The organism is Nonomuraea sp. LP-02, from assembly GCF_036289125.1.
Lineage (GTDB): Bacteria > Actinomycetota > Actinomycetes > Streptosporangiales > Streptosporangiaceae > Nonomuraea > Nonomuraea bangladeshensis.
The window spans coordinates 3,736,765-3,759,322 of the sequence record NZ_JAXCLK010000001.1 but is presented as its reverse complement, the minus strand read 5'-3'; the positions used below and the strand labels follow the sequence as shown (position 1 = coordinate 3,759,322).

At 74.3% G+C, this 22,558-nt stretch carries 19 protein-coding genes; 7 read left to right on the top strand and 12 right to left on the bottom strand.

Annotated elements, in window-relative coordinates; genetic code table 11:
- Positions 1-13: 13 nt before the first annotated feature.
- Genes amaB through SMD20_RS17440 form a run of 3 tightly spaced genes read right to left on the bottom strand, consistent with a single transcriptional unit; the run spans position 14 to position 5,531 of the window.
- Positions 14-1,546 (bottom strand): L-piperidine-6-carboxylate dehydrogenase, encoded by a 1,533-nt coding sequence (gene amaB / locus SMD20_RS17450; protein WP_329582001.1) that lies wholly within the window; start codon positions 1,544-1,546, stop codon positions 14-16.
- A gap of 25 nt (positions 1,547-1,571) precedes the next feature.
- Entirely contained in the window at positions 1,572-2,726 is a 1,155-nt protein-coding gene (locus SMD20_RS17445; protein WP_329581997.1) for an NAD(P)/FAD-dependent oxidoreductase, read from the bottom strand.
- 3 nt (positions 2,727-2,729) lie between these two features.
- Positions 2,730-5,531, bottom strand: coding sequence for an FAD-binding and (Fe-S)-binding domain-containing protein (locus tag SMD20_RS17440; RefSeq protein WP_329581994.1), 2,802 nt, complete (start codon positions 5,529-5,531; stop codon positions 2,730-2,732).
- Between the two features lie 85 nt (positions 5,532-5,616).
- Between SMD20_RS17440 and hglS the strand changes: the two genes are divergently transcribed.
- On the top strand, positions 5,617-7,011 hold the full coding sequence (gene hglS, locus SMD20_RS17435; RefSeq protein ID WP_329581992.1) for a 2-oxoadipate dioxygenase/decarboxylase: 1,395 nt from the start codon (positions 5,617-5,619) through the stop codon (positions 7,009-7,011).
- Here hglS and SMD20_RS17430 read toward each other — a convergent pair.
- Positions 7,004-7,747 (bottom strand): GntR family transcriptional regulator, encoded by a 744-nt coding sequence (locus tag SMD20_RS17430; protein ID WP_329581989.1) that lies wholly within the window; start codon positions 7,745-7,747, stop codon positions 7,004-7,006. The two genes, hglS and SMD20_RS17430, sit on opposite strands and share 8 nt — an antisense overlap.
- Before the next feature lie 175 nt (positions 7,748-7,922).
- Between SMD20_RS17430 and SMD20_RS17425 the strand changes: the two genes are divergently transcribed.
- Positions 7,923-8,627, top strand: a complete 705-nt coding sequence (locus SMD20_RS17425; RefSeq protein WP_329581987.1) for a hypothetical protein — start codon at positions 7,923-7,925, stop codon at positions 8,625-8,627.
- A gap of 297 nt (positions 8,628-8,924) precedes the next feature.
- Complete coding sequence (locus SMD20_RS17420) at positions 8,925-10,880, top strand: FHA domain-containing protein (protein ID WP_329581985.1); 1,956 nt, start codon at positions 8,925-8,927, stop codon at positions 10,878-10,880.
- A 53-nt stretch (positions 10,881-10,933) separates the two neighbouring features.
- Here SMD20_RS17420 and SMD20_RS17415 read toward each other — a convergent pair whose 3' ends face one another.
- From SMD20_RS17415 to SMD20_RS17380, 8 genes are all read right to left on the bottom strand, one after another.
- Positions 10,934-11,365 carry a CoA-binding protein gene (locus tag SMD20_RS17415; protein WP_329581983.1) on the bottom strand — a complete coding sequence of 144 codons (432 nt, stop codon included), beginning with the start codon at positions 11,363-11,365 and terminating at the stop codon, positions 10,934-10,936.
- 37 nt (positions 11,366-11,402) lie between these two features.
- Entirely contained in the window at positions 11,403-12,263 is an 861-nt protein-coding gene (locus SMD20_RS17410) for an alpha/beta fold hydrolase (protein ID WP_329581980.1), read from the bottom strand.
- A 33-nt stretch (positions 12,264-12,296) separates the two neighbouring features.
- Positions 12,297-12,899, bottom strand: a complete 603-nt coding sequence (locus SMD20_RS17405; protein WP_329581977.1) for a GTP-binding protein — start codon at positions 12,897-12,899, stop codon at positions 12,297-12,299.
- Positions 12,880-13,230: a DUF742 domain-containing protein gene (locus SMD20_RS17400; protein WP_218155853.1), complete on the bottom strand. Its 351-nt coding sequence runs from the start codon at positions 13,228-13,230 to the stop codon at positions 12,880-12,882. The genes SMD20_RS17405 and SMD20_RS17400 overlap by 20 nt, the downstream gene beginning before the upstream one ends.
- A complete protein-coding gene (locus tag SMD20_RS17395) occupies positions 13,227-13,652 on the bottom strand; it encodes a roadblock/LC7 domain-containing protein (RefSeq protein ID WP_020546030.1) in 426 nt (141 codons plus the stop codon). Before SMD20_RS17395 ends, SMD20_RS17400 begins: the two co-directional genes overlap by 4 nt.
- Entirely contained in the window at positions 13,633-16,089 is a 2,457-nt protein-coding gene (locus SMD20_RS17390; protein ID WP_329592580.1) for a sensor histidine kinase, read from the bottom strand. The genes SMD20_RS17395 and SMD20_RS17390 overlap by 20 nt, the downstream gene beginning before the upstream one ends.
- A 323-nt stretch (positions 16,090-16,412) precedes the next feature.
- The gene (locus SMD20_RS17385; RefSeq protein ID WP_329581972.1) at positions 16,413-16,949 is read right to left on the bottom strand and encodes an RNA polymerase sigma factor; all 537 of its coding nucleotides are present in this window, start codon (positions 16,947-16,949) and stop codon (positions 16,413-16,415) included.
- Between the two features lie 90 nt (positions 16,950-17,039).
- Positions 17,040-17,945, bottom strand: a complete 906-nt coding sequence (locus SMD20_RS17380; RefSeq protein ID WP_329581968.1) for a MerR family transcriptional regulator — start codon at positions 17,943-17,945, stop codon at positions 17,040-17,042.
- 158 nt (positions 17,946-18,103) lie between these two features.
- Here SMD20_RS17380 and SMD20_RS17375 point away from each other — a divergent pair, with 158 nt between their 5' ends.
- Genes SMD20_RS17375 through SMD20_RS17360 form a run of 4 tightly spaced genes read left to right on the top strand, consistent with a single transcriptional unit; the run spans position 18,104 to position 22,548 of the window.
- Positions 18,104-19,183, top strand: coding sequence for a polyprenyl synthetase family protein (locus SMD20_RS17375; RefSeq protein WP_329581965.1), 1,080 nt, complete (start codon positions 18,104-18,106; stop codon positions 19,181-19,183).
- On the top strand, positions 19,183-20,640 hold the full coding sequence (locus SMD20_RS17370) for a phytoene desaturase family protein (RefSeq protein WP_329581962.1): 1,458 nt from the start codon (positions 19,183-19,185) through the stop codon (positions 20,638-20,640). The genes SMD20_RS17375 and SMD20_RS17370 overlap by 1 nt, the downstream gene beginning before the upstream one ends.
- 10 nt (positions 20,641-20,650) lie before the next feature.
- Positions 20,651-21,550 (top strand): phytoene/squalene synthase family protein, encoded by a 900-nt coding sequence (locus SMD20_RS17365; RefSeq protein ID WP_329581959.1) that lies wholly within the window; start codon positions 20,651-20,653, stop codon positions 21,548-21,550.
- Positions 21,547-22,548: a phosphate acyltransferase gene (locus SMD20_RS17360; protein ID WP_329581956.1), complete on the top strand. Its 1,002-nt coding sequence runs from the start codon at positions 21,547-21,549 to the stop codon at positions 22,546-22,548. The genes SMD20_RS17365 and SMD20_RS17360 overlap by 4 nt, the downstream gene beginning before the upstream one ends.
- The last annotated feature ends 10 nt before the right edge of the window (positions 22,549-22,558 follow it).

Below are 22,558 nucleotides of genomic sequence, written 5' to 3'. Positions count from 1 at the left end.
GCGGGCGGCCGGGTCAGACGGTGAACTCGACGCCCTGGGCCAAGGGCAGCTCACCGGAGTAGTTGATCGTGTTCGTGGCGCGGCGCATGTAGCCGCGCCACGCGTCCGACCCCGACTCCCGGCCGCCCCCGGTCTCCTTCTCGCCGCCGAACGCCCCGCCGATCTCCGCGCCCGAGGTGCCGATGTTGACGTTGACGATCCCGCAGTCGGAGCCCTCGGCCGACAGGAACAGCTCGGCCTCGCCCTGGTCGCGGGTGAAGATGCTGGACGACAGCCCCTGCGGCACCGCGTTGTTGAGCGCGATCGCCTCGTCCAGCTCCTCGTACGGCAGCACGTACAGGATGGGGGCGAACGTCTCGCGCGTCACGACCGGCACCTGCTCGCCGACCCGGACCAGCGCCGGCTCGGCGTAGTAGGCGTCGGGCGCCTGGTCGGCGAGGCGCCGGCCGCCGCCGGCGACCAGCGTGCCGCCCTGCTCGCCCGCCTCCCGCAGCGCCTCCCGCATGGCCTCGTACGCCCGCCCCGAGATGAGCGGCCCCACGAGCGTGCCGGCGGCGAGCGGGTTGCCGATCGGCAGCCGGCCGTAGGCGCCGGCCAGCCGCTCGGTCAGCGCGTCCACGACGGAGGTGTGCGCGATGACCCGCCGCATCGTGGTGCACCGCTGGCCCGCCGTGCCCGCCGCCGAGAACACGATGCCCCGTACGGCGAGATCGAGGTCGGCCGACGGGCACACCACGGCGGCGTTGTTGCCGCCGAGCTCCAGCAGCGAGCGGCCGAACCTGGCGGCCACGCGCGGCCCCACCTCGCGGCCCATCCGGGTCGAGCCGGTGGCGCTGACCAGCGCGATCCCCGGATGGTCGACCAGCGCCTCGCCGAGGTCGGGCCCGCCCAGCAGGACCTGGCCGAGGTGCGCGGGCGCGCCCTGCTCGGCGGCGGCCCGGTCGAGCAGCGCCGCGCAGGCGAGCGCGGTCAGCGGCGCCAGCTCGGACGGCTTCCAGACGACGGGATCGCCGCAGACCAGGGCGATCGCGGTGTTCCACGACCACACGGCGGCGGGGAAGTTGAAGGCGCTGATGACGCCGACCACGCCCAGCGGGTGCCAGGTCTCCATGAGCCGGTGGCCGGGCCGTTCGGAGCTGATCGTGCGGCCGTAGAGCTGGCGGGACAGGCCCACGGCGAAGTCGCAGATGTCGATCATCTCCTGGATCTCGCCCAGCGCCTCGGAGGTGATCTTGCCGACCTCCAGGCTGACCAGCGTCGCCAGGTCGGCCTTGTGCGCCGTCAGCAGCTCGCCGAACCGCTTCACCAGCGCGCCGCGCACCGGCGCGGGCACCACCCGCCAGGCCAGGAACGCGGCCCGCGCCCGCGCGACGGCCTCGTCCACCGCCTCGGGGCCGGCCCAGCCGACGCGGGCCAGCGGCGCGCCGTTGATCGGCGAGGTCGTGGTGACGCCGTCGCCGAGCGCGTCCACGTCCACCCCGCAGCGTTTCGCGGTCTCCCGCGCGGTCGCGGCCAGCTCGGCGGCGCTCGGCAGTATCGTCACCACGGAAAAAGCTCCTTCTTGTCGGAAATCACACGATGTTGAGCTCGGGGCGGGCCGCGGACCGCGCGAAGCGGCGCGCGTCGAAGCCGGACACGTCCGTGAACGGCTCGCGCCCCAGGTAGAGGTCGCGCACGACTTCGCCGACCGCCGGGCCCATGAGGAAGCCGTGGCCGGAGAAGCCGGTGGCGTAGAGGAACCGCTCGACGCCGGGGGCCGCGCCGATGAGCGCGTTGTGGTCGGGCGTCACCTCGTACAGGCCGGCCCAGCCGGTGGCGATGCCGGTCTCCATCAGCGCGGGCGCGCGGCGGGCCATGGCCTCGCCGAGTCGCGGCAGCCAGGCGTCGGAGCGGTCGAGCTTGAAGCCGGGCGTCTCGTCCGGGTCGGACATGCCGAGCAGCAGCCCCGGACCCTCCCGATGGAAGTAGAAGGTGGTGCCGAAGTCGATGGTGAACGCGGTCGGCGGCAGGCCGGGCACCGGCTCGGTCACCAGGATCTGCCGGCGCAGCGGCGTCACCGGCAGGTCCACGCCCGCCCACGCCCCCACCTCGCGCGACCAGGCCCCGGCCGCGCAGATCACGGTTTCGGTCTCGATCCGGCCGCCCTCGGTCAGCACCGCGGTGACGGCCCCGTCCGCGAGCTCGATGCCGGTCGCCGCGCAGCCGGGCAGCAGCCGCGCGCCGAGCCGCCGGGCGGCGCCCGCGTAGCCGAGCACCACGGACTCGGGCGTGCAGTGGCCGTCGGAGGGGGAGAAGGCGGCGGCGAGCAGCCCGTCGGTGGAGATGAGCGGCGACAGCGCGGCGGCCTCGCGCACCGAGATCATCCGGCTGGGCACGCCGAGGTCGTTCTGTACGGCGACGTTGCGCTCGAACTCCGCGACCGCCTCCGGCGCGTCCAGCAGGAACAGGTAACCGGGGCGGTGCAGGTCGATCTCCTGCCCGAAGCGCTCGGCGAAGTGCTCGAACGTCTCCAGGCTGCGTACGGCCAGCTCGATGTTGACCCGGTCGGAGAACTGCGCCCGCACGCCGCCGGCCGCCTTGCAGGTGGAGCCGGAGCCGAGCGGCCCCTTGTCGAGCAGCACCACGTCGCGCACCCCGGCCGCGGCCAGCTCGTACGCGATGCTGACCCCCATGACGCCGCCGCCGATGACGACCACCGCGGCCCGCCGGGGCAGTTCTCGTCCCATCAGTCAGTTCCTCTCGGGTGTGAGCCGGTCGGCCAGGAGCTGAGCCAGGTGGACGCCGCGCCTGGGTGACAGGTCGGCGATCTGGGTGCGGCAGGAGAAGCCGTCGGCGAGCACGGCCGCGTCCGGCGCGGCCTCCCGCAGCGCGGGCAGGAGCTGCTGCCCGGCGACCGCCACCGACACGTCGTGGTGGCCCTTCTCGACGCCGAAGTTGCCGGCCAGGCCGCAGCAGCCGCCGAGCCTGCGCACCTCGGCGCCGGCCGCGCGCAGCAGCCGCAGGTCCGGCTCCCAGGTCATGACGGCGTGGTGGTGGCAGTGCGGCTGGGCCACCACGCGCACGCCGTCGAGCGGCGGCGGACGCCAGCCGGGGGTGGCGGCCAGCAGCTCGGCGAGGGTTCTCGTGGCGCGGGCGACGGGCGCGGCGGTGGCCTCGTCCAGCAGCTCCAGGGCGTCCGAGCGCAGGACGGCCGTGCAGGACGGCTCCAGGCCCACGATCGGCACGCCGTCACCGGCCTCCGCCGCGAGGTCGCGTACGGTCCGGCCGAGTATGCGCCTGGCCTGGTCGAGCTGGCCGGTGGAGATCCAGGTCAGCGCGCAGCAGCCGCGGCGCGCGGTGACGCGGGGCGCGTAGCCGGCCGCCTCCAGCACGGCGACGGCGGCCCGGCCGACCTCGGGCGCGAAGTGGTCGGTGAAGGTGTCCACGAACAGCAGCACCGGCTCGCCCGCCGCCGGTCGCGGCCGGCGCGCGAACCAGGAGCGGAACGTGCGCGGCGCGAACGCGGGCAGCGTGCGCCGCGCGTCCACCCCGGCCAGCGCGAGCGCCGGGCGGCGCAGCGCGGGCACGCGCAGGGCCGCGTTGGCCACGCGCGGCATCCGGGACGCCAGCCGCGCCCACAGCGGCAGCCGCCCCAGCGAGTAGTGCGAGGCCGGGCGCAGCCGCCCCCGGTAGCTCTGGTGCAGCACCTCCGCCTTGTACGCCGCCATGTCCACGCCGGTCGGGCAGTCGGAGGCGCAGCCCTTGCAGGCCAGGCACAGGTCCAGGGCCTCGTGCACCTCGGGCGAACGCCAGCCGCCCGACACGTCCCCGCCGTTGAGCATCTCCTGGAGGGCCCGCGCCCGGCCCCGCGTGGAGTCCTTCTCCTCCCTGGTCGCCAGGTAGGAGGGGCACATGACACCGCCGGTGCCGGTGTTGTCGGCCCGGCACTTGCCCACGCCGGTGCAGCGGTGGACGGCCTGGGTGAAGTCGCCGCCGTCGTGCCGGTAGGCCAGGGCGAGCCGGCCGGGGGCCGGGCGGGCGGCGGGGACGCGCAGGTCGGCGTCGAACGGGCGGGGCCGGACCAACACGCCGGGATTGAGCGTGCCGGCCGGGTCGAAGACGCCCTTCACCTGCTCGAACAGGCCGATCGCGGCGGGGGAGTACATGAGCGGCAGCAGCTCGCTCCTGGCGCGGCCGTCGCCGTGCTCGCCGGACAGCGAACCGCCGTAGCCGGCGACGAGCGTGGCGGCGGCGACCAGGAACTCGCGCAGCACCTGGGGCCCGCCGGGCCGCTCCAGCGGCAGGTCGATCCTGATGTGCAGGCAGCCGTCGCCGAAGTGCCCGTACGGCAGGCCGGTCAGCCCGTGACCGGCCATCAGCTCCTCGAAGTCGCGCAGGTAGCGGCCGAGCATCGCGGGCGGCACCGCGGCGTCCTCCCAGCCCGCGTGCGCCGGCCGCCCTGCGGGGCTGTGGCCGGACAGGCCCGCGCCGTCCTCCCTGATCCGCCAGAGCGCCGCGGCCTTCGCCGGGTCGGTGACGACGAGCGCGTCCGGGTGCCCGGCGGCCAGGCGGGCGGCCCGCTCGCGCACCTCGGCCTCGTCGTCGCCGGCGATCTCGGTGAACAGCCAGGCGGCCCCGCCCGGCAGCGGCGGCACCGCGCCGGGGCCGCGGCGGGCGCGGACCACGTCCACGATGCGGGCGTCGAGGCCCTCGCACGCGGTGGGCAGGAAGGCGAGCAGGCCGGGCGCGGCGTCCCCGGCCTCGGCGATGTCGGCGTAGCCGAGCACGACCAGCACGCGGTGCGCGGGATCGGCGACCAGCCGCACCGTCGCCTCGGTGAGGACGGCGAGCGTGCCCTCGCTGCCGACCAGCAGCCGGGTCACGTCGAAGCCGTTCTCCGGCAGCAGGTGCTCCAGCGCGTAGCCGGACACCTGGCGGCCGAACCTGCCGAACTCGGTGCGGATCGTCGCCAGGTTCGCCGCCACGAGGTCGCGCAGCGCGGCCGGCCCGGCCTGCGCGGGCAGGTCCAGATGGGTGCCGTCGCCGGCGACGGCCTGGAGTCCCGTCACGTTGTCGGAGGTGCGGCCGTAGCCGAGCGCGCGCGAGCCGCAGGCGTTGTTGCCGATCATCCCGCCGATCGTGCAGCGGGTGTGGCTGGACGGGTCGGGGCCGAAGCGCAGCCCGTGAGGGGCCGCCGCCCGCTGGAGCGCGGCCTGGACCACGCCGGGCTGGACCACCGCCGTGCGGGCCTCGGGGTCGAGCTTCAGCACCCGGTCCATGTGCCGGCTGAAGTCGAGCACCAGGCCGGGGCCGACGGCGTTGCCGGCGATCGAGGTGCCCGCGCCGCGCGCGGTCAGCGGGATCTCGTGCCGGGCGCACAGCTCCACGGCGGCCTGGACGTCCTCGGCGGTCCTGGGCCGGGCGACCAGCAGCGGCGGCACCCGGTAGAGGGAGGCGTCGGAGGAGTGGATCGCGCGGGTGGTGCCGTCGGTCAGCACGTCGGCGACGCCGCGCCGGCGCAGGTCGCTCGCGAGACCCGCCGCTCGATCCATACGTAGCATGTTACATGCGACCCCTGTACCATGCCAGCCACCAGGACCCAGAGAAGGGCCGGAGAAGGGCCAGAGAAGGGACGACATGATGGTGGACGCGACCGCGCTGCGGGCGGCCTTCGCCCGGCGCCTGTCGGCCATGTACGGCACCGAGGTCCCCGCCTACACCACGCTCGTCGAGGTCTCCCAGGAGGTGAACCGCGACGTCCTGGCCCGCATGGGCGCGGACGCCGAACGCCTCGGCTCGATCGCCAGGGTCACCGAGGAGCGGCACGGCGCGATCCGCGTCGGCACCCCCGCCGAGCTGGCCCAGGTCGCGCGGATCTTCGGCGCGATGGGGATGTACCCGGTCGGCTTCTACGACCTGCGGGAGGCGGCCAGCAGCTCGGTGCCGGTCGTCTCGACGGCGTTCCGGCCCGTGGACGCGGACGAGCTGGCCGCGAACCCGTTCCGCGTCTTCACCTCCATGCTGGTCACCGGCGACCGGCGGTTCTTCGGCGAGGACCTGCAGGGGAGGCTGGAGGCGTTCCTGTCGGCCCGGCGGCTGTTCCCGCCGCGGCTGCTGGAGCTGGCCGACCGCGCCGAGGCCGAGGGCGGGCTGGACGACGCGGCGGCCGAGGAGTTCCTGACGCTCGCCACGCGCTCGTTCGAGCTGTCGCGCGAGCCGGTCTCGCGCGGCTGGTACGCCGAGCTGGAGGGGGTCTCCGCCGTGGCCGCCGACATCGGCGGCGTCCCGAGCACGCACGTCAACCACCTGACCCCGCGCGTGCTCGACATCGACGCGCTCTACGCCCGCATGTCCGCGCGCGGCATCACCATGATCGACGCCATCCAGGGCCCGCCCCGCTGGTCCGGCCCCGACCTGCTGCTGCGCCAGACCTCCTTCCGCGCGCTCGCCGAGCCCCGGCTGTTCCGCGAGGACGACGGCCGGATCGTCGAGGACGACCTGCGGGTGCGTTTCGGCGAGGTCGAGGCGCGGGGGATCGCGGTGACCCCGGCCGGGCGGGCGCTCTACGACGAGCTGGCCGCCGCGCTGGACGACGCCCTGGCCGGGCGGCGGGTGGACGCGGAGGAGCGCAACGCCGTGGCCGCCGGGCTGTGGGAGGCGCGGGTGCCGCGCACGGAGGCGGAGCTGGCCGCGCGGGACCTGGCGTACTTCACCTTCCACGCCGCCTCGGACCGGCCCGCGGGACCGCCCCCGGCCGGCCTCGCCGAGCTGCTGGCCGGCGGCTGGGTGAGCGCCCGGCCCATCGTGTACGAGGACTTCCTGCCCCGCTCGGCCGCCGGGATCTTCCAGTCGAACCTCACCTCCGACGGCACCAAGGACGTCACCGCGGCCGGCGCCGACTTCGGCCCCGACGAGCTGGCCGGGGTGCTCGGGCGGACCCTGCACGATCCGTACGAGCTGTACGCCGCGATCCGCGCCGAGTCGCTGGTTCACCTGCGGAAGGAGCTGGGCCTGCCCGGAGCGATCAGCTAGCTTCCCCGACGACGGCGGCCCAGAGCGCGGCCACGTCCACCGGCTCGCCCTGGGCGCGGGCCGCCTGCGCGGCGAGGATGAGCCCGGTGTTGGTCAGGTGGGCGCGCATCGCCCGCACCGCGCCCCCGGCGTCGCCCGCGGCCACCGCCGCCACGATCGGCTCGTGCTCCTCGTGCACCTGACGCAGCGTGCGCGAGGCGTCGTCGGTGGAGGAGCCGAGGATGCGCATGGTGTCGCGCAGGCCGCCGACGATCGCGCGGGCCCGCCCGTTGCCCGCGGCGACCAGCACGCGGTCGTGCAGCGCCTGGTCGAGGTGGAAGAACAGCTCCTCGTCGCCGGCCTCGACCGCCTCCGCCATCCGTTCCATCGTCTCCCGCAGCGCCGCGCCCAGTCCGGCGGTCCCGGCCGCGCGCCGCACGGCGGGCAGCTCCAGCGCGAGCCGGACCCCGAAGATCTCGACGATCTCGCGCGGGTGCGGCAGCACGACCCGGAACCCGCGGTTGCGCTCGACCTGCACCAGCCCGGCCTCCACCAGGCGCAGCATGGCCTCGCGGACCGGGCTGCGGGAGACGTTGAGCTGCTCGGCGATCTGGTAGACGGAGTAGAGCCGGCCAGGGACCATCGCGCCGGTGTGCACCGCCCGGCGCACCTCGGAGATCACCTGCTCGGCGAGTGACCGGCCCGCCTGCGGCAGCGGCTGCAGCTTCAGCTCGGCGTGTTCGCGGGTGGGCGGCATGCAGGCATGGTACCCGTACGGGTGCTCCAAACGTTCTTCACCAATTCTTGCCCGGTACGGGATATTCAAGTCCGGTGTGGCGGTCGGGTGTGATTCGTGCCTCCTGCGAGCATCGTGCAGCAGGCATTTCCGAAAGGTAGAGCACATGTTCGCGCCCATTAACCTTCGCCGCGGAATGCGGAAGGCCGCCGCGTGCGGCACGCTCTCATTCGTCCTCGCCGCCACGCTGGCTCCGGCGTGGGCGGACAACCGGACGGGCAACCCGACGGACAACCGGACGGACGACGACGACGACAACGACACCACCGAGGACACCGCCGAGGACACCGCTGAGGACACCGCCGAGAACGAAGTCAACAACCGCCGCCGGCACCGCAACCACATCAAGGACCACGACCACAGCGTGTGCACGCCGCGGATCTTCTTCAAGCGCGGACACGTCTCGCCGCGCAACTTCTTCGTCCCGCGCACCCGCTTCACCGACGGTCCCGGCGGCTCGATGACGGTGTCGGTGACGAGGGAGCACGAGGTGCTCGCGTTCCTGGAGACGGAGAAGGAGCGGGTCCTGACCACCAATCCCATCGAGCCAGGAGAGGTGATCCGGGCGCTGCGCAAGAACGGCATCCCGCACCTGGAGGAGCGGCACATGGTGTTCACGGGGCACGAGTATTCGCGCGACATCAAGGAGGGTATGTACGGCAACATGTGGTACCGGGTGTTCGGCTACCGCATCGGCTGGTCGGCCTGGTCGGTCCTTTCCACGTGCCGGCATGTGGAGATCGCCTCGGGCATCGCCAACGTGCCGGCCCGCTTCGAGGGCTGGAAGTACTGGGAGTCCCGGCACCCCTCGTACAAGGGGAGGAGACTTCCCTGGAAGTGACCCTGGCGGGTCAACGGCGGCGGCGACGGCGGCGACGCCGGCCCTGGTCGGCGGCGCCGTCCGGACCGGGTGACGGGCCCGGCAGGTTCGGCAGTGCCAGGCATGCTCGGATCGCCGTGAGACGGCGCAATACGATCATGACGTAACTCCCCTCCGGATTTCCAATCCCGCCCCATACCCGTCGTAAACGTGACGATTCTCTTGTGTGAGTAATTTTCACTGGTAAATAGGTTCATCCCGTCTCATGCTGTAGCGGCACGGACTCCAGTCCATTTGGCTAGGGAATGGGAGTTACCTATGCCGCCGGTGATCGTGGGGCACGAGGGCCCTCAGTCCGGAAGACGGTTCCCGCTCGGCGAGCGGCCGCTGACGTTCGGCCGCAGGGGCGACAGCGGCGTGGTCATCGCCGGCGGCCGGGCCTCGCGCTCGCACGCCGAGGTGCGCCACGAGGAGGGCCGCTACGTCCTGCGCGACCTGGGCAGCCGCAACGGCACCCTGGTCAACGGCGCCCCCGTGGCCATGCACGTGCTGCGCCCCGGCGATCTGATCACCATCGGCGACGAGGTCTTCTGCTTCGAGCTCGCGGGCGAGGACGCCGACACCATCATGGACCCCGGGGCGGTGCGGAGCGCCGTACGGGCGGTGGACCCCGGGCAGGTCCTGCGCGTCACGATCAGCGGCGGCGGCCCCGTCGGGCTCAGCCTCGCCCTGCTCCTCGACCAGCTCATGGGCGAGCGGGTCGCCGTCACCGTGTACGACGGCCGCTGGAAGAGCGACGGCGCCCGGGTCGGGTGGAAGGGCAGGGCGGAGGGCAACGTCCGGCGGCAGCAGGTCGTCACCGTCCAGAGCCGCCAGTACCTCAACCTGCCGGAGCGGGCGCAGGCCCGGCTGTTCGCGCCCGGCGCGTACACCGAGATGTGGCCCACCGGCCCTGACTCGATCCGCGGTCAGGGCCCGCGCAACCTGCGCATCGCCTACATCGAGGACACGCTGCTGGAGCTGGCGAACGAGCGCCCCGACCGGATCCGGCTGGTCCCCGCGCGGTTCTCGCCCGACGAGCACCGCGAGGCCGCCGCCCGCGACCACGTCCTCGCCATCTGCGAGGGCGGGCGCTCGCGCACCCGCGCCCACTTCGCCGCCAAGTTCGGCACCGCCGACACCTCGATCTACTCGCTCGACGGCCACCACCTGCAGGACGTCGTCCTCGGGCTGCGCGTCAAATCCGACCTGCCGGACCCGATGACCGTGCTGCTCACCGTCGCCCAGAACCGCTTCCTGCTGAACGCCCTGCGCGGCGAGGGCTTCCTCAACATGCGGCTGACCGACGAGGAGGCCAAGGAGGTCATCGGGATCGACCCGGTCCGGCACGTGTTCGAGCAGTGCGTGGCCGCCAGCCCGTGCCTCATGGACCGGACCGAGCACGGCGAGTTCCACTGCTCCACGCACGGCACGCTGTTCCTGCCCGCGCTGGTCAGGGGCTCGCGGCTGTGGACGCGGGTGCGGGAGGGGCTGCGCTTCTTCGGCGTCGCCGAGGAGAACCTGAGCGCGGTGACCGCGTTCCGGCTCGACATGGTCCAGCGGCCGCGCTTCACCGCCCAGCTCCACCCGCCGGCCGCCGGGACACCCGGCACGTACGGGTTCCTGCTCGGCGACGCCGCCAACGCCATCCACTTCTGGCCGGGGCGCGGGCTCAACAGCGGGCTGGCCTCGGCCATCTCGCTGGCGCGTACGCTCAGCCAGAGCTGGCGCGGCCGGCCGTTCCGCGACGCCGACTTCATCCGGCACGAGGCGGCCATGTCGATGCTGCAGTACCGGCACAAGAGCCGCGCCTGGCAGGCGATGGTGGCCACGGACGGCCACGGCGTCACCCGGGCCGTCAAGGACCTGATCGCCGACGGCCTCACGCCTCCCGAGCCCGCCGCGGAGGGGGACGGCTCCAGGGAGGCCGATCTGGACGCCTTCATGGACCGGCTCAGGCAGATCCGCGACCGGCTGGCCTCCCGCATCCCCGGCCTGCCGGACGACGCCACGCTCCGGGCCCACCTGCGCTGCCTCAGCCCCGAGGCGCTGCGCGCGTTCCTCGCCAGCGGGGCGTGGGACACGCTGGTCATGGGCGGCGAGGAGGTGGACATCGACATCTTCTACCGGCAGGACCCGCCGGACGTGCTGGTGTCCGCCCCGCCGCAGCCGCCCGACGACCGCCGCCAGGCCACCCGCGTGATCCGCCGGGGACCGAGCGGCCAGATGGTCTGACGCGCCGCGCGTCCGGCGGCCGGTCCGGCTCCGGCCGCCCGGCGCAGGTCTGGTCAGGGAATGCGGCGGAGGGCCCATTCGACGCCGGGGCAGCGGTCCATCACCACGTCGAGCCCGGCCTCCCGCGCCCGCCGCCCGGCGGCCTCGTCGACGACGCCGAGCGGCAGCCACACCGCCCCGGCCCCGATCGCGACGGCCTCGTCCACGGCCTGCCCGGCGTGCTCGGCGCGGCGGTAGATCGCGACCACGTCTATGTCCTCGGGCACCTTCTCCCGCGCCTCGGCGAGGGTGGCGTACCCCGGCTCGCCGAGCACCGTCTCGGCGGCCGGGTGGACGGGGATGATCCGCTTGCCGCGCGCCTGGAGCAGGCCCGCCTGGTCGTACGCCGTGCGGTCGGGGTTGTCCGACAGCCCGACGAAGGCCCACGTCCGCGTCTCGGTGAGGAGCCGGCGGATGACGTTCTCGTCCGCGAAAGCATTGCCCATGTCCGGGCAACACGACCGCCCCGCCGGGAATTTCCGGTCAGCGCTTCATGAACGCCAGCAAGGCGGCCGCCAGCTCCTCGGGCGCCTCCTCGGCCATGTGGTGGCCGCTGTCGATCGGATGACCGGTCACGTCGTCGGCCCAGGTGCGCCAGATGGCCAGCGGATCGCCGTACAGGTCCTCCATGTCGTCCCTCGACGACCAGAGGAACAGCGTCGGGCAGGCGACGCGGCGGCCCGCCGCCCGGTCGGCGTCGTCGGCGGCCCGGTCCACCGTCAGCCCGGCCCGGTAGTCCTCGCACATGGCGTGCACCGTGGCCGGGTCGTGGATGGCGCGGCGGAAGTCCAGGTACGCCTCCGGGCCCATCTGCTCCTCCGTGGTCTTGTACCAGGCGTCGGGGTCGGCGCTGATGAGGTGCTCCGCCGGCTTGTCGGTCTGGCCGAGGAAGAACCAGTGCCACCAGGCCGCGGCGAAGCGCGCGTCGGCGCGGGCCAGCGCCTCGCCGACGGGGATCGCGTCCATCACGACCAGGCGGGTGACCTCGCCGGGATGGTCGGCGGCCAGGCGGTGCGCGACGTACGCGCCCCGGTCGTGCCCCGCCACGGCGAAGCGGTCGTGGCCGAGCGCCCGCATGAGGGCGACCATGTCCCGCGCCATCGCGCGCTTGCCGTAGGGGGCGTGATCGGGGGTGGTGGGCGGCTTGCCGGAACGGCCGTAACCGCGCAGATCCGGGCAGACCACGTAGTGGTGGGGGGAGAGGAGAGGGGCGACACGGTGCCAGGTGGCGTGCGTGCGCGGGTGACCGTGCAGGAGCAGCAGAGGGGTGCCGGAGCCGCCGTGCCGGACGTACAGCTCCGTCTCGCCCACGTCGATCATGTCGGTCGCGAAGTCGTCGAACATCCGCGGCCACTACCCAGCCGGGCGGCTACCCGATCATCGCGGCCCCGGCGCGGGACGGGAGCCCTCCACCGCGTACGTGACGAGCGTGGTCAGCACCTCCTTGACCGAATCGCGCCGCCGCACGTCGCACAGCACGATCGGGGTCGTCTCGTTCAGCCCGAGCGCCCGCCGGACCTTGGCGGGCTCGTACCTGCGGGCCCCGTCGAAGCAGTTCACCCCCACCACGAACGGGATGCCGCGCTGCTCGAAGTAGTCCACGGCGGGGAAGCACTCCTGGAGGCGGCGGGTGTCGGCCAGCACCACGGCGCCGAGCGCGCCGAGCGCCAGCTCGTCCCACATGAACCAGAAGCGGTCCTGCCCCGGCGTCCCGAACAGGTACAGCCACAACCCGTCGCGGATCGTGATGCGGCCGAAGTCGAGCGCCACGGTGGTGGTGGTCTTGGACTCCACGCCCGACAGGTCGTCCACCCCGACGCCCCGCTCGCTCAGCAGCTCCTCGGTGTGCAGGGGACGGATCTCGCTGATGGTGCCGACCATGGTCGTCTTGCCGACGCCGAAGCCGCCCGCGATGAGGATCTTGATGGCCAAGGCCGAGGCGACGGCCGTCGACCCCGGCTCAGAGGCTGCGTAGCCCATGCAGCACTTCCCTGTAGATGCGTTCGTCGATCGTCTGCGCCACCGGGCGCGGCCGTTCGATGGTGACCAGGCCCTCGCGCCGCAGGTCGCCCAGGATCACCCGGGTGATGTTGAGCGGCAGCCTGAGGTGCGCCGCGACGTCGGCCACCGGCGTGGGCCGGCGGCACAGCGACAACACGGCGCGGTGCTCGGGGATCAGGTCCGCGAACTCGTGCGAGCCGGCGACCGTCACGACGATGGCCACCAGGTCGAACGTCTCCCCCTGCGGGCGCGCCCGGCCCCCGGTCAGCCCGTACAGCCGGATCAGGGGGCCGGGATCCTCTCCTGTCACGGTCTCGCGCCGTTCCAGGCGGGTGCCGGTGCCGCTCCCCTCGGCTGCGCGGAGAGGTGCTCGCCGACCCTCTTGACCATCAGCGCCATCTCGTACGTGACCATGCCGAGCTCGGCGTCGGCCGCCGCGAGCACCGCCAGCCGGGCTCCCTGGCCCGCGGCGGTGACGAACAGGAAGCCCCCTTCCATCTCGATGATCGTCTGCCGTACGCCGCCCAGGCCGAAATGCCGGCCCGCGCCCATGGCGAGGCTGTGGCTGCCGGCGGAGATGGCGGACAGGTGCTCGGCGTCCTCACGGGTCAGGTCACGGGAGCCGCCCATGGCGAGCCCGTCGGCGGACAGCACGATGGCGTGCCGGATGCCGGGGACGCGCTGGGTGAGGTCGTCGAGAAGCCAGCTCAGTTCACTTCTGGGGTCGGGCATCGGGATGGTCGTCCTTTCGGTTCCACACGTCTTGTCCTTGCGGCTCGTCGGCCAGGCGGCGTCCTTGCTGCCAGCCTTGCTGCATGGACGACATGAGCTGTGCGAGCTCCTCCGGCGAGCGTACGGAGACGCCACGCGCCTGGGTCCGTCTCGCGGTGCGGAGCTGAGGGGCGAGGCTGGCCTGCGGGACCCGCATGGGCAGCCCGTCCAGGTCCTCGTCGGCCTCCTGCGGCGGAACGGTCACGCTCCAGCCCGGAGGCGGGCCCGGCGGGACGGCCGGAGCGGGCCGCGCGGGCGGCGGCGCGGCGGGAGCGCCGTTGCCCGCCCGCGCCGGGGGAGCGGCCTCGAACCAGGTGCCGCGCTCGGGCCTCGCCGGCTCCTCCGCCACCGGGTCCGGCACGCTCTCCTCCGCCACCGGGTCCGGGTCGTCGCCGGGATCGTCGGGGAGGCGGACCGGGTGGCCGTTGAGCACCTTGACGTCGAGGGGCGGGTCGAGGGGCGAGCGGGGCTCCGGCGCGCGGTGCCGCGACTCGCCGGGCGCGGAGTCGAGCGCCCGCATGGGCCGCCCCGCGGCCACCCGCTCGGCCACTCGGTCAGCAGGCCGTGCCGGGGCCTCCATGCCGGCCAGCAGGCCGATGGGCAGCAGCACGATCGCGGTCGTCCCGTCGTACGGCGAGCGCCGCAGGGAGATCTTGATGCCGTGCCGGGCCGCGAGCCTGGACACCACGAACAGCCCGAGCCGGTCGCTGTCGGCCAGGTCGAACTCCGGCGGCTCGGTGAGCCGCGCGTTCAGCTCGTCCAGCGTGGCCTGGTTCAGCCCGAGCCCGCGGTCCTCGACCTCCAGGGCGAAGCCGTTGGCCGCGGTCATGCCGCGGACCTGCACGGAGGTGTCCGGCGGGGAGAAGACGGTGGCGTTCTCCACCAGCTCGGCCACGAGGTGGATGACGTCGGTGACCGCCGCCCCGACCAGCATCGGGGCCTGCGGCATCGGCGCGACGGTGACCCGGGTGTAGTCCTCGACCTCCAGGACCGCGGCCCGTACGACGTCGAACAGCGGCACCGGGTCGCGCCAGCGGCGCGCGGGCGCGGAGTCGGACAGGATGATGAGGTTCTCGGCGTGCCGCCGCATGCGGGTGGTGAGGTGGTCGAGCTTGAACAGGTCCTCCAGCACCTCCGGCTCGTCCACCCGGCGCTCCATCGTGTCGAGCAGCGCGAGCTGGCGGTGCAGCAGCGCCTGGTTGCGCCGCGCCAGGTTGAGGAACACCTGGCCGACGCCCTTGCGCAGCGTCGCCTGCCCGACCGCGGCCTCGACCGCGGTGCGGCGCACCGCCGCGAAGGCGTCCACGACGCGGTCCACCTCGGCGGTGTCGGCCGGGTCGAGGGGCGGGGCCTCGGTGGCGGGGTCCACGTCGTCGCCGCGGCGCAGCCGTTCCACCAGGCGGGGCAGCCGCTCCTCGGCCAGCTCCACCGCCGAGGCCTGGAGCCGGCGCAGCTCGGAGATGAGCGAGCGGCCGAACCGGTACGACAGCGCGAGCGACAGCATCATCGCGGCGAGCCCCGCGAGCAGGACCAGCCCGATCCGCCAGTAGGCGCCGCTCTTCTGCGCCTCGGCCTCCTCGGCGGCACGGGCCAGCTCGCTCTGGGTGCCCCGGTTGATGAGGCCGAGCAGCGCCTCGGCGTCGCCCTTCCACTGGGCGCCCTCGACCGGCGGCACCCCGCCGGTGTCGAAGGTGAACAGCTCGTCCTCGGTCTCGATCAGCCGCCGGTACTGCGGGCTGCCGACGAGCTGGTCGTAGTTGGCCTTCAGCTCGGGGCCGGCGTCGCGCTCGGCGTTGGCGAAGACCAGCCGCCGGGCGGTGAACGCGGCCACGAACGCGGCCCGGTCGGTGGGCGACATCCGGCGGTGGACGATGGTGGTGGTGAGCACCGCGTGCTCGCGGCCCAGATACTCGGCGGTGGCCGCGTACGCCGCCATGCCGCGCACCGAGCGGAAGGAGGAGACGTCGCTCAGCGCGTCGCGGTCGTTGAACTGCCGGTTGGCGACGGCGATGACGTTGTTGTACGCCTCGATGATGGTGAGCGGCGGGGCCAGGACGCCGCCGTCGGCGGAGGCGCGCAGCGACTGCAGCCCGTCGAGGGCCTGCACGAGCGCGCGCACCTGGGCGGGGGTCTCCTCGCCGCCCTCGGTGACGTCCACGGTGCCGATGACCTCGCGCAGCCGTTCGACCTTGGCGTCGGTGTTGCGGCGCTGGTCGATGAGGGGCGCGTACGAGCCGGTGCTGCGCGGCGCCTCGGCCGAGAGCTGCCGCTCGCGCTGGAGCTCGACGATGAGCTGGAGCACCGGCGAGCCGATGGCCTCCCAGCGGTCCTGCGTCTGCGAGACGTCCATGATCTCCTGGACGCTGGAGTAGGCGATGAAGCCCCACAGTGCCACCATCGACACCAGCGGGAGTAAGAGGATCCGGAGCAGCTTGGCACGGATCGGAGGGGGCGAACTCATACGATCATGTCCAATTCCGCCGAGCAGCCGCGAGCCGGTATCGCCCCCCGAGGATGCCCGTCACGACTGATTACTCCTTACAGGTCCGTCCACTATGCCGATGGGGCAGATGTACTTCAAGGTACGGATGCGAAGAAACGGGCTTATGGCGGGTTGACTCTTTGTCAACACACCGATCGTGAACGTAACTGTTGGCATGTCACCTAATGTGACGAGTTCTGGCCCATTTTCCGAACATTGTTCCGGAGCTGACCGGCGGGTCAGGCGGCCTCGGCCGCGGCCAGCAAGGACGAGAGCTTGTGCAGCCCGCGCGAGGTGCGGGCCTTGACCGTGCCCAGGGGGACGCGGAGGCGTTCGGCGATCTCCTGCTGGGTCAGCTCGCCGTAGTAGGCGAGCTCGATGACCTGGCGCTGGGCGTGGGAGAGCTCGGCCAGGGCGCGGCGGATCCGGTCGCGGTCGGCGAGGCCGTCGTCCGCCGGGCGCTGCGCGGGCACGGCCGCCTCGGTCGCGGCGTCCAGCGGGACCGTGGACGGGCGGCGGGCGCGCAGGTGGTCCACGGCGCGGCGGTGGGCGATCACGTAGAGCCAGGCGGCCTGGCTCCTGGACGGGTCGTAGCGCTCGCGGGAGCGCCAGGCGTCGGCGAACACGACCTGGAGCAGGTCGTCCACGTCCTGGGGTGAGATGAAGCGCCGCAGGTAGGAGCGGAGAGCGGGCGCGTGCGCGCGATAGCTGTCGCTCAGGGTCTCCTCGTCGTGCTCGGAGTGCCGCTGCTGGCTGGTGATCGGAGTCTTCCCCATGGTCCGTCCCGCTCCCCGGAAAAACTTATTCAAAACCTATTCATAACGGGAGGAGCGGGACGGCACAAGGTCATCGGGGGAAAGACACGCTCAAGGCAGGGTCCGCCGGACTTGGGCCAGCGCCTCGCGGAAGGTATCTACCCTGATCACGCCCTCGGGAAGAGCCTCACGCCAGCCCCGGCCGCCGACGATCAGCCGCGCCGCCGGGCGCAGCCGCGGCAGCGCGGCGAGGGGAGCGGTCGCGCCCGTGAGCTCCTGCTGCGACCACACGAACACCGCCGCCGGATGCAACCGGCGCATCGCGTGCGCCAGCGCGGCGTAGGGGGTGCGGGCCCCGAGGACGCGGGTCTCCACGCCCTCCTCGGCCAGGGCGGCGGACAGGGCGTGCACGGGGAGGGTGTGCTGCTCGTCCTCGGCGCAGGCGAGCAGCACGGGGCGGCGGCCCGCCGGGGCGGCCTGCCGGAGGGCGTGCCCGTGCAGGGCGGCGAGGATGCGGTCGGAGAGCAGGTGCTCGACGTCGATGCCGGCGCCCGAGTCGTCCTGGCGGCGGCAGACGGCGTCGAAGGCGGGCAGGACCAGCCGCTCCCACGTCGGCCGGACCCCGTGCGCCGCCAGCGAGGACTCCAGCAGGCGGGTGACGGCGTGACTGTCCAGCACGAACGCGGCCCGTACGAGCGGGGTGACCCCGGCTCCGGCGGGCTCGGCTCCCGCGCCCCCGAGTTCGGCGGGGCGGGCCTCGCCCGGGGCCCTCGCCGGCTCGCCGGTGCGGGTGAGGGCGTGGCGGGCGGCCTCCGCGGGCGGCAGGCCCTCGGCGATCAGCCGCTTCATCTCCCGCAGCCGGTGCAGGTCGGCGGCGTCGTAGCGGCGGTGGCCGCCCGCGCTGCGGCGGCTCGGGCCGAGCCCGTACCGCAGGTTCCAGGTGCGCAGCGTGGGCGCGGGCACGCCGAGCAGCCGCGAGACGGCCCCGATGCCGTACCCGGCCTCTTCCTCACTCACCGAACGTCCCCGTCCCCATGCTCGTCATGGTCGTCCCGCTGGTCCGGACCCTTTTCCGGCACACCCGTGACCATCCTTTCGCGATCCGCCGACCGCCGGATGCAACCGGCGGGGGATGCCTTCGCGAAGACCTATGTACCGACAAGGAGACAGGACGCATGACAATCGTGACCTCGCACACCGTCACCCCGGCCGGCGGCGCAGGGAACGGCCGGGTGCGCCACCTGGTCGACCAGCGGCTCGGCGAACTGCTCGACCAGGAGCTCGCCCGGCTGGGCTTCCTCGGCGAGGAGGGCGTCGGCCTGGTCCGCCGCCACCTCGCCGCGTTCGCCCGGGACGGCGGCAAGCGGCTGCGGCCGGCGTTCGTGTACTGGGGGCACCGCGCGGCCGGCGGCACCGCCGCGGACCTCGGCGCGGTGCTGAACGCCGCCTGCGCCGTCGAGCTGGTGCACGTCGCGGCGCTGCTCCTGGACGACGTCATGGACGAGTCACCCGGACGCCGGGGCCGCCCGGCGACGCACGTCGAGCTGGCCGCCGAGCATCGCCGCGCGGGACTGCGCGGCGACCCGGTCCGCTACGGCGAGTCGCAGACGACCCTGCTCGCCCTGCTGGCCCTGGCCTGGGCCGACGCCGCGCTGCTCGGCTCCGGGCCGCACCTCGCCGACGCGCTCGGCGTCCTGACCAGGCTGCGCGTCGAGGTCACGGCCGGGCAGCAGCTCGACCTGGCCGGCACCGCCGCCGGCGCGGACACCGGGCGGACCCGTACGATCGCGCTCTACAAGTCGGCCAAGTACACCATCGAACGCCCCCTGCACCTCGGGCACGCGGTGGCGGGCGGCGAGCCGGCGGCCAGGCGGGCGCTCAGCGCGTACGCGCTGCCGCTGGGGGAGGCGTTCCAGCTCCGCGACGACGTCCTCGGCGTCTTCGGCGACCCGGGCCGCACCGGCAAGCCCGCCGGCGACCTGCGCCAGGGCAAGCCCAACCACCTCGTCGCCGCCGCCAGGGAACGCACCGGGCCGCGCGGCGCCGCCCTCCTCGGCACGGTTACCACGGAGGAGGAGGTGGTCATGGCCCGCGAGCTGATCGTCTCTTGCGGCGCGCTGGACGCGGCGGAGCGGCGCATCGCCGCCCTGGCCGCGCAGGCCGTCGAGGCCCTGGACGCGCTGCCCGGCCTGCCCGGCGACGCCCGTGCGGCGCTCACCGAGCTGACCGTGCTTGCCACCGACAGGAGCCGCTGATGCCCCGGCCGGGACCCACCGTGGTGATCGGCGCCGGCCTCGCCGGCCTCGCCGCCGCCGTACGGCTGGCGGCGGCCGGACGGGAGGTCACCGTCGTCGAGGCCAGGGACGAGCCCGGCGGCTGCTGCGGGAGCGCCAGACTCGGCCCGTACCGGTTCGACACCGGCCCGTCCGTGCTGACCATGCCCGGCGTGCTCGCCGAGACCTTCGGCGCGGCGGGGGAGGAGCTGCGCGACTGGCTGCCGCTGCGCCGCCTCGACCCGGCGTACCGCATGGCCTTCCACGACGGCTCCCACCTGGACCTCACCCCGGACGGCGCGGTCATGGCGGAGCGGGTGCGCGAGCTGTGCGGGCCCGCCGAGGCGGCCCGCTACCTGCGCTACCGGCGGCTGCTCGGCGAGCTGTTCGCGGCGGAGTGGCCCGCGTTCATCGACGCGGACATGACCAGGCTGGGCGCCCTCGCCCGCCCGCTCGCGCTGGCCAGGCTCGCCGCGCTCGGCGGTTTCCGCCGCCTGGACCGGCTCGCCGCCCGTCACCTCACCGACGAGCGGCTGATCAAGGCGCACACCTTCCAGTCCCTGTACGTCGGCCTGTCCCCGCAGCGCGCCCTCGGCATCTACGCCGTCATCGCGCACATGGACACCGTCGGCGGCGTCTACTTCCCCGAACGCGGCGGCATGCACGCCATCCCGTCCGCGCTGGCCGCCCTGCTGGAGAAGCTGGGCGCGCCCGTCCGGTACGCCGCCCGCGCCCGCGAGGTCCAGACCGACCAGGACGGCGTCACCGGCGTCCTGCTGGAGGACGGCGAACGCCTGCCCGCCGGGCACGTGGTCGTCGCCTGCGACCGGTACGCGGCCCGCCGGCTGCTGCCCGGCCGGGCCGCCGACTGGCGGATGCGCCGCCCCCGCTTCTCGCCGTCCTGCCTGGTCGTCCACGCCGGGCTGGAACGCCCCCCGGCCGGGCAGGCGCACCACACGCTGCACTTCGGGCGGGCGTGGCGGGAGACGTTCGCGGCGCTGGAGTCGGGCCGGCCGCAGCCGGACCCGAGCCTGCTCGTCACCTGTCCCGCCACGGACGAGGACGCCGCGCCGCCGGGGCACGCCACGCTCAGCGTCCTGGAGCCCGCGCCCAACCTGGAGGTCGCCGACTGGGACCGGCTCCGCCCTCGCCTGGAGGAACGGCTGCTCGCCCGGCTGGCCGCGCTCGGCTACGGCGACCTGTTCGGGACGCCCAGGCTCGTTCTCGACCCGCCCGCGTGGGCCGCGCTCGGGCACACGGCGGGCACCCCGTTCGCGCTCGACCACCGCTTCACCCAGACGGCGTGGCTGCGCCCGTCCGGCGCCGCCCGGCGGGTGCCCGGACTGCACTTCGCCGGCATGCACACCGCGCCGGGCGTCGGGGTCCCCCCGGTGCTCATCTCCGGCCGGCTCGCCGCAGAACGCATCCTGACTTTGTAAAGGGCACCCGTTGACTCTCACCGCCAGCTACGAACGCTGCCGCCAGTTGCACGCCCGCTACGGCCGGTCCTACTACCTGGCCACGCTGCTGCTGCCCGCGTGGAAACGCCGCCACGTCCACGCGCTGTACGGTTTCGCCCGCTACGCCGACGAGATCGTCGACTCCTTCACCATGACCACCGACCGGCGGGCGGCCCTCGACGCGCTCGGCGAGCGCACCGCCAGAGGACTGGCCGGCGAGCCGGTCGCGGACCCGGTGCTGCCCGCGTTCCTGCACACCGTGCGCTCGTTCGGGATCGCGCGCGGCGACGTGGACGCCTTCCTCGCCGCGATGCGCGCCGACCTGTCGGTCACCTCCTACGCCACCTACGACGACCTGCTCGGCTACATGGAGGGGTCGGCGGCGGTCATCGGCACCATGATGCTGCCGGTGCTGGAGGCGCTGCCCGGCGAGGAGGCCGCGGCCAGGGAGCCGGCCCGCCAGCTCGGCCTGGCCTTCCAGCTCACGAACTTCCTGCGCGACGTGCGGGAGGACCATGCCCGCGGGCGGGTCTACCTGCCCGCGAAGGACCTGGCCGCGTACGGCGTCGAGCCCGCCGACCTGGGCCGGTCGCGGACCGGGCCGGCGGTGCGCGAGCTGCTGGCCTTCGAGGCGGGCCGGGCCCGCGAGCACTACAAGGCCGCGGCGAGGGGCATCGACCTGCTGGTGCCCTCGTCCAGGCCGTGCGTGCGGGCCGCCGTCGAGCTGTACGGGGGGATCCTCGTCGCGATCGAGCGCGGCGGTTTCGCGGTGCTGGAACGGCGGGTACGGGTGCCGCGCCACCGCAGGGCCGTCGCCTTCGCCCGCCACCTGCTGGCCTCCGCCGGGGCGGGCCGGCTCGAACGCCGCGTCCGCATGGACCTGCCATGAGCGGGGCGACCGACGCGGGCGGGCCGGACGCGGTTGGGCGGGACGCGGTTGGGCGGGACCCGGGCGGGCCGGACGCGGTGGCGCTGGACGCGATGGGCGGCGACCACGGGCCCGCCGAGACCGTGGCGGGGGCGGTGGCGGCCCGGCGGGAGCACGGGGTGCCGGTCGTCCTCGTCGGCCGCGAGCCGGACCTCGTCCGTGAGCTGGCCGCCCACGACGCCGCCGGCGAGATCCCGGTCGTGCACGCCCCCGACGTCGTGCCGATGACGGAGCGGGGCGCGGGCGGCGCCGCGCTGACCGCCTCCAGCCTGGCCGTGGGCTGCGGCCTGCTCGGCGGGGGCGGGGCTGCCGCGTTCGTGTCGGCCGGCTCGACCGGCGCGGTGGTCGCCCAGGCCGTACGGCGGGTCGGCAGGGCCGAGGGCGTCCTGCGTCCCGCGCTCGCCGTCGCGCTGCCGACGCTGCCCGGCGGCGCGAGCGTGCTCGTGGACGCCGGCGCCACCGCCGATCCGACGCCGGAGATGATGGCCCAGTTCGCGCTGCTCGGCGCCGGGTACGCCCGCGCCGTGCTGGGCGTGCCCGACCCGGTGGCGGGGCTGCTGTCGATCGGTTCGGAGCCCGGCAAGGGCAACCGGCTGGCCCGGCGGGCCGAGGAGCTGCTGCGCGGCCTGCCGATGCGCTTCCACGGCAACATCGAGGGCCACGACGTGCTGTCCGGCGCGGTGGACGTCATCGTCACCGACGGCTTCACCGGCAACGTCGTGCTCAAGAGCGTCGAGGGGTGCGTGCGGACGGCGCTCGCCATGGTCGCGCGGGCCGGACTCGCCGAACCGGGCGCGCTCGCGGGGGTGGCCCGGCGCTACGACCCGCAGACGCACGGCGGGGCGGCGCTGCTGGGGCTGCGCGGCACCGTGGTCGTCGCCCACGGCTCCTCGACGGCCGCCACGATCGCCCGCGCCTGCGCGGTCGCCCACTCCCTGTCCTCCCTGGAACGGGCGTGATGCTCCGTCC

Excerpts from the sequence above, each read along its gene's own strand:
- SMD20_RS17445 (WP_329581997.1), bottom strand. The coding sequence starts at position 2,726 with ATGGGACGAGAACTGCCCCGGCGGGCCGCGGTGGTCGTCATCGGCGGC.
- SMD20_RS17440 (WP_329581994.1), bottom strand. The coding sequence starts at position 5,531 with ATGGATCGAGCGGCGGGTCTCGCGAGCGACCTGCGCCGGCGCGGCGTC.
- hglS (WP_329581992.1), top strand. The coding sequence starts at position 5,617 with ATGATGGTGGACGCGACCGCGCTGCGGGCGGCCTTCGCCCGGCGCCTG.
- SMD20_RS17430 (WP_329581989.1), bottom strand. The coding sequence starts at position 7,747 with ATGCCGCCCACCCGCGAACACGCCGAGCTGAAGCTGCAGCCGCTGCCG.
- SMD20_RS17425 (WP_329581987.1), top strand. The coding sequence starts at position 7,923 with ATGCGGAAGGCCGCCGCGTGCGGCACGCTCTCATTCGTCCTCGCCGCC.
- SMD20_RS17420 (WP_329581985.1), top strand. The coding sequence starts at position 8,925 with ATGCCGCCGGTGATCGTGGGGCACGAGGGCCCTCAGTCCGGAAGACGG.
- SMD20_RS17415 (WP_329581983.1), bottom strand. The coding sequence starts at position 11,365 with ATGGGCAATGCTTTCGCGGACGAGAACGTCATCCGCCGGCTCCTCACC.
- SMD20_RS17410 (WP_329581980.1), bottom strand. The coding sequence starts at position 12,263 with ATGTTCGACGACTTCGCGACCGACATGATCGACGTGGGCGAGACGGAG.
- SMD20_RS17405 (WP_329581977.1), bottom strand. The coding sequence starts at position 12,899 with ATGGGCTACGCAGCCTCTGAGCCGGGGTCGACGGCCGTCGCCTCGGCC.
- SMD20_RS17395 (WP_020546030.1), bottom strand. The coding sequence starts at position 13,652 with ATGCCCGACCCCAGAAGTGAACTGAGCTGGCTTCTCGACGACCTCACC.
- SMD20_RS17390 (WP_329592580.1), bottom strand. The coding sequence starts at position 16,089 with ATGGTGGCACTGTGGGGCTTCATCGCCTACTCCAGCGTCCAGGAGATC.
- SMD20_RS17385 (WP_329581972.1), bottom strand. The coding sequence starts at position 16,949 with ATGGGGAAGACTCCGATCACCAGCCAGCAGCGGCACTCCGAGCACGAC.
- SMD20_RS17375 (WP_329581965.1), top strand. The coding sequence starts at position 18,104 with ATGACAATCGTGACCTCGCACACCGTCACCCCGGCCGGCGGCGCAGGG.
- SMD20_RS17370 (WP_329581962.1), top strand. The coding sequence starts at position 19,183 with ATGCCCCGGCCGGGACCCACCGTGGTGATCGGCGCCGGCCTCGCCGGC.
- SMD20_RS17360 (WP_329581956.1), top strand. The coding sequence starts at position 21,547 with ATGAGCGGGGCGACCGACGCGGGCGGGCCGGACGCGGTTGGGCGGGAC.